This is a genomic window from Rhodococcus sp. C26F (genome assembly GCF_053345925.1).
Map to the genome: position 1 here is coordinate 1 of NZ_JBKFBA010000073.1, position 12,367 is coordinate 12,367.

The window sequence follows — 12,367 nt, forward strand, 5'->3', positions numbered from 1 at the left end:
CGAGAACTGCACGGCCGTGGAAGCCCTGCGGCCTCAGTTGTCGGGGCGGCTCGGTGTCGTCGTGGGAGTGGACTCCTCCTCCGCCGGCGGACTCGACTCGCTCTGCTCGAGCTCACGTCCCGGGATGGGCGCGGGCGTCGACCGGCGGGTCGTGTCGGGCACCTCGCGGTCGCGCGGGCGGGCCGGGGTGGCGCTCGTGGTGGGAGCGACGCGGACCGATCCGTCGCTGATGAACAGCGTGACCGTCGATCCCGGGACGGCCGAGCCGCTCGGGGACGTACCCGTCACCGTTCCGGCGCGTTCCTCACCGGCGATCGTGGCCTCCGAGACCGAGAATCCGGCGTCCTGCAGTCGCTGGACCGCGCGGTCCTTCGACAGGCCCGTCACGTCCGGAACCTGGGCGTTGCCCGCGCCGCGGACGTACCGGGGATCGGGGGCGGGCAGTTCGATGGAGCCGAACTTGTTCGCCACCGGCAGCATCGCCGAGAACCACGTCCGCGCCGGTTCGGTACCGCCGAAGAGGTTGCCGTCGTAGCAGGGGCGGACCGGACCCGAGCAGATCTGGCCGGGAGTGGGGGAGTCGCCGTAGGTGTAGACCACGCCGGCGAACCGGTTGGTGAAGCCGAGGAAGGCCGACGACATGTGCGACTCCGTCGTACCGGTCTTCGCCGCGACCGGCAGGTTCCAGCCCACCGACCCCGCGGCGCCCGAAGCGGTACCGCCGGCGGAGGTGTCCTTGCTCATCGCCGTCGCGAGGGTGTCGGCGAGACCGGGCTCGACCGCCTGCTCGCACGCCTGCTGCGTGATCGGCACGGGCTTGCCCTCGCGGTCGAACACTTCCTCGATCGGGCTGGGCGGGCACCACTTGCCGTGCGAGGCGAGGGTTGCCGCGACATTCGACAGCTCCAGCGCGTTGATCCACGTCGGGCCGAGCGTGTACGAGCCGAGGTGCTGGTCCTTCTGCATCTCGGCCATCGACTGGTCGCCGAAGCCGGAGGTGCGGGGCTGCAGGTACGACCGCAGACCCAGGCGCACCGACATGTCGACAACCGCGTCGACGCCGGTGGCCTCGATGAGCTTGACGAACGCCGTGTTCGGCGACTGTGCCAGCGCGTCGGTCACCGACAGTCGCGACGGATACGGCGCGGCGTTCTCGACGCAGTAGTAGTTGGCCGGGCAGCCGCGGGCACCGCCGTCGCCCAGACCGCGGGCGTTGTAGCGGGACGGGACGTCGAGCACGGCAGAGGTGCCGAGACCCTGTTCCATGGCGGCGGCGACGGTGAAGATCTTGAAGATCGACCCGGCGCCGTGACCGGCCAGCGAGTAGGGCTGCGGCTGGACCGTCTCCTTGGCTTCGGCGTCGAGACCGAACTTGCGGCTCGACCCCATGGCGAGGACCTTGTGCGAATCCTGGCCCGGCTCGATCACGTTCATCACCGAGGCCACGTCGTCGACGGTGGGGCTGGTGAACCGGTCGAGCGACTCCTTGACGGAGTTCTGGACCTCGGGGTCGAGAGTCGTGCGGATAAGATATCCACCCCGGTCTATCTGCTCGCGCGACAGACCGGAGTTCTCGAGGTACTGCAGCGCGTACTCGCAGAAGTAACCGCGGTCGTCGGCAGCGATGCAGCCGCGGGGGAGCGTGTTGGGCTCGGGCAGCACGCCGAGCGGCAGTTCCTTCGCAGCGCGGATCTCGTCGGCGCGCTCCGGGATGTTGTCGATCATCGTGTCGAGCACGATGTTGCGACGGGCGAGCACGCCGTCGGGATTGGTGTACGGGTTCAGCGCCGAGCTGGACTGCACCATGCCCGCGAGCATCGCGGCCTGCGGGATGTTCAGGTCCTTCGCGTCGATGCCGAAGTAGGTCTGGGCGGCGTCCTGGATGCCGAACGAACCGTTGCCGAAGGGGACGAGGTTCAGATAGCGGGTGAGGATCTCGTCCTTGGTGAGCTGATCGTCGAGGGTCAGCGCCATGCGGATCTCACGGATCTTGCGGGCCGGCGTCGTCTCGATCGCCGCGCGGCGTTCGGCGTCGGTCTTCGCGATCACGTGCAGCAGGTAGTTCTTGACGTACTGCTGGTCGATCGTGGAGGCGCCCTGCTCGACCTGACCGCTCGTGGTGTTGGTGAGGAACGCGCGGATGGTGCCCTGCCAGTCGACGCCCTGGTGCTCGGGGAACCGCTTGTCCTCGATCGAGACGATCGCAAGCTTCATCTCGTTGGAGATCTGGTCGCTGGGCACCTCGAAGCGACGCTGGTCGTAGAGCCACGCGATCGGCTCGCCCGCCTTGTCGACCATGGTCGTCACGGCTGGGACGACACCTTCGACGAGCTCTGCGGAACTGTTGTCGACGGTGTCCGCGGCGCGGTTCGAGACGTACCCGAATCCACCCGCGGCCGGGAAGAGCATCCCTGCTACGAGAACGCCGCCGAGGGCCGTGCAACCAGCGAGCTTCGCCACCGTTCTTCGGATCGACACGCCTACACACTACGTGGCGGGGGACCGGCCGGCCGTTTCCAGGGAGCGGGCGTGGCACGACGGGCGCTGAGAAAACGCCTCCGACGTGCAACTTTGTACGTACGTACCAGAAAAGGTTTCGTTCGCCTTGCGCGTGGGCATCAGTTTACCTAGATTGAGACATCAGTGTGACGCAGATAACACCTTGACGGGCAGGTTTCGCGCCGTCGCGGCACACGGGCGGCGCAGACCTCGAACACCGCGAACCGGCGTTCGGAAAGTAAAGGGGCAACTGAATGCACATGACCACCCCGACGACCCGACTCGACGTCGATCAGGCCGAAGCGCGCATCGCTTGGGTCTCCAAGGCTCGCTGCCGCGAAGTCGATCCCGATGAACTGTTCGTGCGTGGCGCAGCGCAGCGCAAGGCTGCGGTGATCTGCCGGCACTGCCCGGTGATGCTCGAGTGCGGGGCGGACGCCCTCGACAACCGTGTCGAGTTCGGCGTGTGGGGAGGCATGACGGAGCGGCAGCGTCGTGCTCTCCTCAAGCAGCATCCCGAGGTCGAGTCCTGGGCCGATTTCTTCCAGGCGCAGCGACAGCACCAGAGCGCGGTCTAGTCACCACCTCACCGGTACGAACCGCCGAGATCATGACCCGCGAGACATCACGCCTCGCGGGTCAATTGCTCACCCACCGCCCGCAGCGCCTCGAGATCCGAGACCTCGAAGGGCAGCGAGGGCACCCCGACCACGGGGACGGCGGGATTCGCCGCGGTGAAGTTGCGTAGCAACCGCAACTCCCGCTTGGCGATCACGGCCCGGTGCGCGTGGATGCGGAGAACGGCCTCCGCGGCCTTCGCGTCCACGCCCTCCTCCTCGGCGAGCTGGTCCGCCGCGGCGAGGGCGTGATCGGACGGCAGCGCCGACAGTGTCGGATGGGTGCGGTTGAGCACCAGGCCCGACAGCGGCATGCGATCGCCCGAGAGTCGCTCGACGAAGAACGACGCCTCGCGCAGGGCATCGGGTTCGGGTGCCGCGACCACCATGAAGTGGGTTCCCGGCTGCTGCAGCAACCGGTAGGTGCGGTTGGCGCGCTCGCGGAAGCCCCCGAACATCGAGTCCAGCGACTGCACGAAGGCCGACGCGTCCGACAGCATCTGGCTCCCGACGATCGTCGAGACCGCCTTGAGCGCGAGCCCCATCGCGCCGGTCACCAGGCGGCCGAAGCCACGCCCGGGTGCCGTGAAGATCCGGATCATCCGCCCGTCGAGGAAGGCCCCGAGCCGCTGGGGAGCGTCGAGGAAGTCGAGCGCGTTCCGGGACGGCGGGGTGTCGACGATGATGAGATCCCACTCGTCGCTCTGCGCGAGCTGACCGAGCTTCTCCATCGCCATGTACTCCTGCGTGCCGGAGAACGACGACGCCACGGTCTGATAGAAGGGATTGTCGAGGATCTGCTGCGCCTTCTCCGGCGTCGAGTGCTCGAGCACCATGTCGTCGAAGGTGCGACGCATGTTGAGCATCATGGCGTGCAGCTCGCCCTTCGCCTCCGGTCCGAGCTCCACCTTCTGCGGTGAGTTGTCGAGCGAGGCGACCCCGAGGGCCTGCGCCAGTCGCCGCGCCGGGTCGATCGTGAGCACCACGACGCTGCGGCCCCGTTCGGCCGCGCGCAACGCGAGCGCCGCGGCGGTGGTCGTCTTGCCGACACCTCCCGACCCGCAGCACACGATCACCCGGGACGAGCGGTCGTCCAGGATGCGGCCGACGTCGAGGGCCTTCCGGATCGGTGCGCTCATCGGACACCCTGCTCGGCGAGGGCATCGGCGAGTTCGTAGAGGCCACCGAGATCGACACCGTCGGCGAGGGCCGGTAGGGACATGCGTGCCACCTTCACTTCGTCGAGTTGAGCGGCGCTCACCTGTTGCGCCTGGAGTACCGCGGCGTGCTCGATGGTCTCGGTCAGCAGGCCGGCGAAATCGTCGTCGGAGAGCTTGATGGACACCTTCTCCAGGGTCGTCCGGACCGCGGGTCCGGCGATGCGGCCGGCAGCGACGTCGTCGACGAGTTCCTCGGGCAGGTGTTCGGGGGCGGTGCGGTTGACGATCACCGTGCCCATCCGGAGATCGGCGGCCTCGAGTTCGTCCACCGCGTCGGCCGTCTCCTGCACCGGCAGAGCCTCGAGCAGGGTGACCAGGTGGACGACGGTCTGGTCGGAGTGCAGCAGACGGACCACGCCCTCGCTCTGCGACCGGATCGGACCGGACTTCGCGAGATCGGCCATGGCCTTGGTGACGTCGAGGAAGCTGCCGATGCGGCCGGTGGGCGGGGAATCGACGACGACCGCGTCGTAGACGGGGGTGCCCGACGCGTCGGTGCGCACCACCGTCTCCTTGATCTTGCCGGTGAGGATCACGTCGCGCAGGCCCGGCGCGAGCGTGGTCACGAACTCGATCGCCCCCATCCGTCGCATCGCGCGACCTGCGAATCCGAGGTTGTAGAACATGTCGAGGTATTCGAGGAAGGCCGCCTCGATGTCGATCGCGAGAGCCGACACCTCCCCGCCACCCGGCACGGTCGCGATCTTCGTCTCGACCGACGGGAGCGGCGGCACGTCGAACAGCTGCGCGATGCCCTGACGTCCCTCGGTCTCGACGAGCAGGACCTTGCGACCTCCGGCGGCGAGCGCCAGTGCGAGCGCCGCGGCCACGGTGGACTTCCCGGTGCCACCCTTGCCGGACACGAAGTGCAGTCGCGCCTGGGCGGCGCCTGCCGGCCATTCGCCGGAATGTGATGTCGGAGATGCCACGATCACGAGCCTATAAGTCGTGGACGGTGAACGGTGCCGGATAGGGTCAGGACATGAGTGAAACCACCACATGGGAATACGCAACCGTGCCGCTGCTCACGCACGCGACCAAGCAGATCCTCGACCAGTGGGGTGCCGACGGCTGGGAGCTCGTCACCGTCCTGCCCGGCCCCACCGGTGAGCAGCACGTCGCCTACCTCAAGCGTCCGAAGGGCTGACCCGTGTCGCACAACACCTGGAGCGCACGCCTGACCGAACTCGGCATCACCCTGCCGCCGGTCGCCGCCCCGGTGGCGGCCTACGTGCCCGCCGTCCGCAACGGCGACGTCGTCTACACCTCCGGTCAGCTGCCGCTGGCCGACGGGAAGCTGACGCACACCGGCAAGGTGGGTGCCGAGGTGTCGGCGGAGGAGGCGAAGACCGCGGCCCGCACCGCCGCGCTCAACGCGCTCGCCGCAGTCGACGGTCTCGTCGGACTCGACAACATCGCGAGCGTCGTGAAGGTCGTCGGCTTCGTGGCGTCCGCCGAGGGCTTCACCGGCCAGCCCGGCGTCATCAACGGCGCGTCGGAACTGCTCGGGGAGATCTTCGGTGAGGTCGGCGCGCACGCCCGCTCGGCCGTCGGCGTCGCCGAACTGCCCCTCGGCGCTCCCGTCGAGGTCGAGCTGATGGTGGAAGTACGCTGACGCCACCCTCCCCGACCGAGGGCGGCTCCCGACGGACCCGACACGAGAGGCACAACTGATGGCGCTGGTCCACCCCGCCTACGCGCAGCTGCGGCAGGTCACCGAGAACGCCGCGGTGATGCTGGCGGAGAACCCCTCGATCATGTCCCTCGAGGGAACGAACACCTGGATCCTCCGGGCCCCCGGCAGCGACGAGTGCGTCGTGGTCGATCCGGGTCCCCTCGACGAAGGGCATCTCGAGCGGATCGCGCAGGTGCCGGTGGCGGCGACCCTCATCAGTCACCGCCATTTCGACCACACCGAGGGTGCCGAGCGTTTCTCGCAGCTCGCGGAATGCCCGGTGCACGCGGTGCTGCCGGAACACCGCCACGGCGGTGGGCAGCAACTGTCCGACGGCGACGTCGTCGAGGCGGCGGGTCTGCGCATCCGGGTCGTCGCGACCCCGGGGCACACGGCCGACTCGCTGTCGTTCGCGATCGAGCAGGACCGCAGTGTGCTCACCGCCGACACCATCCTCGGCCGCGGTACGACCGTGCTCGACGACTCCGACGGCGACCTCGGCGACTACCTGCGGTCGCTGAGGTCGCTCATCGGACTCGGCGGCGGTTACACGGTGCTGCCCGGGCACGGCCCCGAGCTGCCCGACCTCGAGACGATCGCGCGGGAGTACCTCGCCCACCGGGAGGGCCGGCTCGAGCAGGTGCGCGGTGCGCTGCGCACCCTCGGCGCCGACGCCTCCGCGCGGCAGGTCGTCGAGCACGTCTACGCCGACGTCGACCCCTCGCTGTGGGGCGCGGCGGAGAAGTCGGTCAACGTGCAGCTGGAGTACCTACGCAGCCACAGCTGAACCGGAGCAGCCACGGCCGGCTGAAGTGAGACACACGAAAGGCCGGGACGCAGAGCGTCCCNTTTCGGCGATCCGTGGGTCAGCGAGCGCGACGCGCCAGACGCTCCGAGTCGGAGATCAGCACGCTCTTGCCCTCGAGACGCAGCCAGCCGCGGTGCGCGAAGTCGGCCAGGGCCTTGTTCACGGTCTCGCGGGACGCGCCGACGAGCTGCGCGATCTCTTCCTGCGTCAGGTCGTGCGTGACACGCAGGGCGCCGGCCTCCTGGGTGCCGAAACGCTGGGCGAGCTGCAGCAGCGCCTTGGCGACACGACCGGGGACGTCGGTGAAGATCAGGTCGGCGAGGCTGTTGTTGGTGCGACGCAGACGACGGGCCAGCACGCGGAGGAGCTGCTCGGCGATCTCGGGGCGCTGGTCGATCCACGCCTTGAGTGCGTCGCGGTCCATGCTCACGGCACGCACCTCGGTGACGGTGGTGGCGGTGGAGGTGCGCGGACCCGGGTCGAAGATCGACAGCTCGCCGAACATGTCGGACGGGCCCATGATCGTCAGGAGGTTCTCGCGGCCGTCGGGCGAACGACGCCCGAGCTTCACCTTGCCGGAGACGATGATGTACAGCCGGTCGCCGGGTTCACCCTCGTTGAAGATGACATGGCCGCGCGGGAAATCTACAGGCTGAAGCTCTTTGATCAGCGCCGCAACCGCCGAGGGCTCGACTCCTTGGAAGATGCCTGCTCTGGCCAGGACCTCGTCCACGTGCGCTCCTTTTGGGAATGATTCGTCATCTACTGCCGGGTCTGCACGTCGACGGACTTCCCGGGCAGGTCACCTGTCAGGCGTACGAGCGCCCAGTCTATCGTGCGCGCTGCACGAGTGAGTGACCGATACCACGGAAACGGTCGACGAACCCGATCATCGGCACTTCGAGGCTACCGGCAGGTAGTCGTTCAGCTGGCGCGGCGCGCGCGCAGATGGCCGTCCGAATCGTCCGCGCTGTCGGCGCTCGGTCCGCGGCGACGGCGACGCTGGAAGCGGGCCAGGGCCCCGGGGAAACCTTCACGAGCGAGTGCCGCGACATCGGCCTGGTCCGCCTTGTCGAGGAACTCCTCCACTTCCTGCTCACGGACGGACAACCGACTCAAGCGCGCTTCGACACGTTCCATGGACAGTGCGAACAACATGAGCAGCACCGGGAAGAGGACGACAGCAAGAGCTTGCATACCCGGAAGTAAACACCGGAAAGATCTCGGAAGAGACACGGGGCCGGATCCTGGGGAGAGTGTTTACGTAGAGTGGATCAGGTGCATGCCACCCAGTCCGAGAGCCCCGAGACGGCCCCGCGCCGAGTGACCGGAAAGGCTCGCGGACCGGAGTCGCGCCTGGCCCTCGTCCGTCGCGCACGACGGATGAACCGACGCCTCGCCGAGGCCTTCCCGCACGTCTACTGTGAGCTGGACTTCACGAATCCGCTCGAGCTCGCCGTCGCCACGATCCTGTCGGCACAGTGCACGGATGTGCGGGTCAACCAGGTGACTCCCGCTCTGTTCGCCCGGTACCCCGACGCCCGCGCGTACGCGGAGGCCGACCGCGCCGAGCTCGAGGAGTACATCCGCTCGACCGGCTTCTATCGCAACAAGGCCAACTCGCTCATCGGTCTCGGCCAGGCTCTGCTCGAGCGGCACGACGGCGAGGTGCCGGCCCGCCTGAAGGACCTCGTCGCGCTGCCCGGTATCGGCCGCAAAACCGCCAACGTCATCCTCGGAAACGCCTTCGATGTGCCGGGTATCACGGTCGACACCCACTTCCAGCGGCTCGTGCGTCGCTGGGAATGGACCGACGAGACCGATCCGGTCAAGATCGAGCACGCGGTGGGTGCGCTCATCGAGCGCAAGGAGTGGACGCTGCTGTCCCATCGCGTGATCTTCCACGGTCGGCGCGTGTGCCACGCACGCAAGCCGGCATGCGGGGTGTGTGTCCTCGCGAAGGACTGCCCCTCCTACGGGACCGGGCCCACTGATCCGCAGACCGCGGCCGCGCTGGTGAAGGGACCGGAGACCGAGCACCTGCTCGAGCTGGCCGGGCGGTGACGGAGTGCGTCCTTCCACAGCAGGCCGCTGGAGCCTGGCAGCCCTCGTCGTCGTCATCGCGTTGATCGTCGCCATCTGGCCGCGCGACCGCAGCGACCCTCCGCCGACCACCGGTTCGGGACCGGCCACCCCGTCGGCCGCACCCGTGGATCGCCGACCCCAGGACGACGCGCAGTCCCTCGCCCCACTACGGGAGACCGCCGCGCTGGATCCGTGCCCGCAGCCGGGCGTGTCCTCGCCCGCTCCCGCCGGCCCGCTCGCCGGTCTGGTCTTCGAGTGCGTGGGCGACGGTTCCTCCGTCGACCTCGCGGCCGCCCTCGCCGGAAAGCCCGCCGTGGTGAACCTCTGGGCGTGGTGGTGCGCTCCCTGCGCCGAGGAACTGCCGGTTCTCCAGGACTACGCCGCCCGGGTGGGCGAGGAGGTCACCGTCGTCACCGTCCACACCGACCCGAACGAGTCGAACGCCCTCGGCCGGCTCGCCGACTACGACGTGCATCTGCCGGGTGTGCAGGACGGCTCGGGTCGCGTGCAAGCCGCGGTCGGTGCGCCCGCCGTCCTTCCCGTGACGGTGCTGCTCCGCGCCGACGGATCGATCGCCGCCGTGCTCCCGATCCCCTTCGAGTCGGCAGACGAGGTCGCCTCGGTCGTCGAGGAGCACCTGGGGGTGGCCGCATGATCCCCGAATGGCTCCGGCGTGTCGCCTCGGTGTCGCCGACCGACCCGCACGGCCTCAACCCGATCCTGAACCGTCGCGCCCCGCGCGACGCGCGGGTGCGGCAGGCCTCCGTGCTGGTGCTGTTCGGCGGGTCGCCCGAGGCCGATCCGATCGCCCGCGGCGGACTTCCCGCCGACGCCGACGTCCTGCTCACCCAGCGCGCCGCGACGCTGCGGCAGCACAGCGGGCAGGTGGCCTTTCCCGGAGGCGCCGCCGATCCCGAGGACTACGGCGCCATCCACACCGCGCTGCGCGAAGCGGAGGAGGAGACCGGCCTGGATCCGTCCGGGATCCGGCCGCTCGCCGTGCTCCCCGAACTGTTCATCCCGCCTTCCGGCTTCGACGTGACCCCCGTGGTCGCCTACTGGGAGACCCCGAGCCCCGTCGGCGTGGTCGATCCGGGGGAGGCGACCCGCGTGGTCCGGGTGTCGCTGCACGAGCTGCTCGACCCTGACAACCGTTTCCAGGTCCGGCACCGGCTGGGCTATCAGGGCCCGGCATTCCAGGTGGACGGGATGCTGGTCTGGGGTTTCACCGCGGGTGTGCTCGCGGGTCTGTTCGCGGTGTCGGGGTGGGAGATCGAGTGGGATCACCACGATGTCCGTGACCTCGACGTCGTACTCGCCGAACTGGAGACGGGGGTGGTCGAATCATGACCGGATCGGGCTGGATCGATCTGATCATCGTGGTGATCGTCCTGATCGCCGCGTCCTCCGGACTCCGGCAGGGAGCCGTCGCCTCGGCGCTGGCCTTCCTTGGTGTGCTGCTCGGTGCGGTCGCCGGCATCCTCATCGCTCCGCACGTGCTCGTGCACATCGACGACGCGCGCATGCGCATCCTCGCCGGGATCGCTCTGATCGTGGTGCTGGTGGTGATCGGCGAGGTGGCCGGCATGGTGCTCGGACGTGCCGCGCGCAGCGGTATCCACAGTCCGGGCGCGCGGGCGGTGGACAGCGTCGTCGGCGCCGGTCTGCAGTCGGTCGCGGTGCTCGTCGCCGCGTGGTTGCTCGCCATCCCGCTGACCGCCACGACCCAGCCCGCCGTCTCCGCGGCCGTGCGGGGATCCCAGGTGCTCGGGACCGTCGACGACGTCGCCCCCGACTGGATGCGCGCGATCCCCAACGAGTTCTCGGCGCTGCTCGACACCTCGGGTCTGCCCGAGGTGATCGGGCCGTTCGGGCGCACCCCGATCGCCGAGGTGGAGGCACCCGACGGTGGTCTCCTCGAAGGATCGGTGCCCGCCCGGCTGCAGACGAGCGTGCTGCGCATCAACGGCGTCGCACCCAGCTGCCAGAAGGCGCTCGAAGGATCCGGTTTCGTCGTGGCACCCGAACGGGTGATGACGAACGCGCACGTCGTGGCCGGAACCGCGGCGGTGACCGTCGATACGGAGAGCGGCCCGCTCGAAGCGACCGTCGTGCTCTTCGATCCGGAGGTGGACGTCGCGATCCTCGCGGTGCCGGGACTGACCGCGCAGCCGCTGGGCTTCGCCTCGGAGCCGGCGGAGTCGGGTGACGACGCGATCGTGCTCGGCTACCCGGGGGGTGGCCCGTACACGGCGAGCGCGGCGCGCATCCGCGAGACGCTCGACCTGCAGGGTCCGGACATCTACCGCGGCGGCACCGTCGAACGCGAGGTGTACACGGTGCGCGGCACGATCCGGCAGGGCAACTCGGGTGGTCCGCTGGTCGATCCGTCCGGCAGCGTCCTCGGGATGGTCTTCGGCGCGGCGGTCGACGACACCGACACCGGCTTCGTTCTCACCGGTGCGGAGGTGAGCCGGCAGTTGGAGATGGCCGGAGTGAATCAGCCGGTCGCGACCGGCGCCTGCATCGTCTGACGCCTGTCCGTCCGGCGGACGGGCAGGTCAGTCGAGTCCGCGGACGAAGTCGGCGAGCAACGCCGTCACCGCTTCGGGTTTCTCCTGGTGGGCGTAGTGGCCGGCCCCGTCGACGAATTTCAGGATCCGGCCGGGGGCGTGCCGCACGCAGCGCCGCAGGGTCGCGGCGAGCACGTAGGGATCCAGCGCGCCGTGCAGTTGCAGGATCGGCAGGGTGAGCTCGACGTCCATGGCCTTCATGAAGCGGCGACCGTCGGGACGCCACTGGCTGCGGAACGCCCAGCGCTGGTATTCGAGGGTCAGGTGCGCCGTGCCCGGGATGCGGATCGCGGTGCGCAGCCGGTCGACGACGTCGGCGAACTCGTCGGTGCGTCGCCAGTCCGGGCCGCACCGCACGCGCAGCAGTCGTTCGATCTCCAGGCCGTTGTCGCGGACCAGTTTCCGTTCGGGACGCCACGGCAGCTGGTAGGTGAGGAAGGTCGGCAGTAGAGCGTTGCGTTGCGCGCGGTCGCGCAGGGTCGCGTCGCGCAGCGAGATGGGGTGCGGGGAGTCGACGACCGCGATCGCCCGCACGACATGGGGATGGAGCACCGCGGTCGCCCAGCACACGAGGCCCCCGTCGGCGTGGCCCACGAGGATCGCCTCGGTGTGCCCGAGGGCGCGGATCAGTCCCCCGATGTCGTTCGAGAGCGTCCAGCCGTCGTATCCGCGCGGCGGCTTGTCCGTGTCGCCGTAACCGCGCAGGTCCACCGCGACCGCCCGGTAGCCGAGATCGGCGAAGGCGGTGAGCTGGTGACGCCACGACCACCACAGGTCGGCGAAGCCGTGCACGAACACCACGAGCGGTGTGTCCGGGTCGTGCGGGCCGACTTCGACGGCATGGAAGCGGATGCCGTTGGCGTGGATGTCTCGATGCGTCCACGGTCCGG

14 protein-coding genes are annotated in these 12,367 nt (G+C 69.3%); 8 read left to right on the forward strand and 6 right to left on the reverse strand.

Annotated features, from left to right (window positions below; all coding sequences use genetic code 11):
- Positions 1-33: 33 nt before the first annotated feature.
- Complete coding sequence (locus ACLBYD_RS29580) at positions 34-2,460, reverse strand: transglycosylase domain-containing protein (protein ID WP_271038809.1); 2,427 nt, start codon at positions 2,458-2,460, stop codon at positions 34-36.
- Positions 2,461-2,753: 293 nt separating this feature from the next.
- Between ACLBYD_RS29580 and ACLBYD_RS29585 the strand changes: the two genes are divergently transcribed.
- Positions 2,754-3,077 (forward strand): WhiB family transcriptional regulator, encoded by a 324-nt coding sequence (locus ACLBYD_RS29585; protein WP_006552432.1) that lies wholly within the window; start codon positions 2,754-2,756, stop codon positions 3,075-3,077.
- A 47-nt stretch (positions 3,078-3,124) separates the two neighbouring features.
- On the opposite strand, the gene ACLBYD_RS29590 is transcribed toward ACLBYD_RS29585, so the two are convergent.
- Together ACLBYD_RS29590 and ACLBYD_RS29595 are read right to left on the reverse strand one after the other, a co-directional pair.
- Complete coding sequence (locus tag ACLBYD_RS29590) at positions 3,125-4,255, reverse strand: ArsA family ATPase (protein ID WP_060653845.1); 1,131 nt, start codon at positions 4,253-4,255, stop codon at positions 3,125-3,127.
- On the reverse strand, positions 4,252-5,268 hold the full coding sequence (locus tag ACLBYD_RS29595) for an ArsA family ATPase (protein ID WP_447819246.1): 1,017 nt from the start codon (positions 5,266-5,268) through the stop codon (positions 4,252-4,254). The genes ACLBYD_RS29590 and ACLBYD_RS29595 overlap by 4 nt, the downstream gene beginning before the upstream one ends.
- 50 nt (positions 5,269-5,318) lie before the next feature.
- Here ACLBYD_RS29595 and ACLBYD_RS29600 point away from each other — a divergent pair, with 50 nt between their 5' ends.
- From ACLBYD_RS29600 to ACLBYD_RS29610, 3 genes are read left to right on the forward strand one after another with little or no spacing between them, the layout of a single operon-like run.
- Positions 5,319-5,483, forward strand: a complete 165-nt coding sequence (locus ACLBYD_RS29600) for a DUF4177 domain-containing protein (protein ID WP_006552429.1) — start codon at positions 5,319-5,321, stop codon at positions 5,481-5,483.
- 3 nt (positions 5,484-5,486) lie between these two features.
- The gene (locus ACLBYD_RS29605) at positions 5,487-5,951 is read left to right on the forward strand and encodes a RidA family protein (protein ID WP_447819241.1); all 465 of its coding nucleotides are present in this window, start codon (positions 5,487-5,489) and stop codon (positions 5,949-5,951) included.
- A 58-nt stretch (positions 5,952-6,009) separates the two neighbouring features.
- The gene (locus ACLBYD_RS29610; protein ID WP_447819242.1) at positions 6,010-6,798 is read left to right on the forward strand and encodes an MBL fold metallo-hydrolase; all 789 of its coding nucleotides are present in this window, start codon (positions 6,010-6,012) and stop codon (positions 6,796-6,798) included.
- Positions 6,799-6,877: 79 nt separating this feature from the next.
- Here ACLBYD_RS29610 and ACLBYD_RS29615 read toward each other — a convergent pair whose 3' ends face one another.
- Positions 6,878-7,552, reverse strand: coding sequence for a Crp/Fnr family transcriptional regulator (locus ACLBYD_RS29615; RefSeq protein ID WP_006552426.1), 675 nt, complete (start codon positions 7,550-7,552; stop codon positions 6,878-6,880).
- 191 nt (positions 7,553-7,743) lie between these two features.
- A complete protein-coding gene (locus tag ACLBYD_RS29620; protein WP_447819243.1) occupies positions 7,744-8,016 on the reverse strand; it encodes a hypothetical protein in 273 nt (90 codons plus the stop codon).
- A gap of 72 nt (positions 8,017-8,088) precedes the next feature.
- On the opposite strand from ACLBYD_RS29620, the gene nth reads away from it, so the two are divergent.
- Genes nth through ACLBYD_RS29640 form a run of 4 tightly spaced genes read left to right on the forward strand, consistent with a single transcriptional unit; the run spans position 8,089 to position 11,438 of the window.
- Complete coding sequence (gene nth / locus ACLBYD_RS29625) at positions 8,089-8,883, forward strand: endonuclease III (RefSeq protein ID WP_060653837.1); 795 nt, start codon at positions 8,089-8,091, stop codon at positions 8,881-8,883.
- A gap of 4 nt (positions 8,884-8,887) precedes the next feature.
- Positions 8,888-9,559, forward strand: coding sequence for a TlpA family protein disulfide reductase (locus ACLBYD_RS29630; RefSeq protein ID WP_447819244.1), 672 nt, complete (start codon positions 8,888-8,890; stop codon positions 9,557-9,559).
- Positions 9,556-10,254 (forward strand): NUDIX hydrolase, encoded by a 699-nt coding sequence (locus tag ACLBYD_RS29635; RefSeq protein WP_060653833.1) that lies wholly within the window; start codon positions 9,556-9,558, stop codon positions 10,252-10,254. The genes ACLBYD_RS29630 and ACLBYD_RS29635 overlap by 4 nt, the downstream gene beginning before the upstream one ends.
- Complete coding sequence (locus ACLBYD_RS29640; protein ID WP_255028573.1) at positions 10,251-11,438, forward strand: MarP family serine protease; 1,188 nt, start codon at positions 10,251-10,253, stop codon at positions 11,436-11,438. Before ACLBYD_RS29635 ends, ACLBYD_RS29640 begins: the two co-directional genes overlap by 4 nt.
- A 27-nt stretch (positions 11,439-11,465) precedes the next feature.
- Here the strand turns inward: ACLBYD_RS29640 and ACLBYD_RS29645 are convergent.
- Positions 11,466-12,367 (reverse strand): alpha/beta fold hydrolase (locus ACLBYD_RS29645; protein WP_447819245.1); only part of this gene is annotated, 902 nt, incomplete at its 5' end.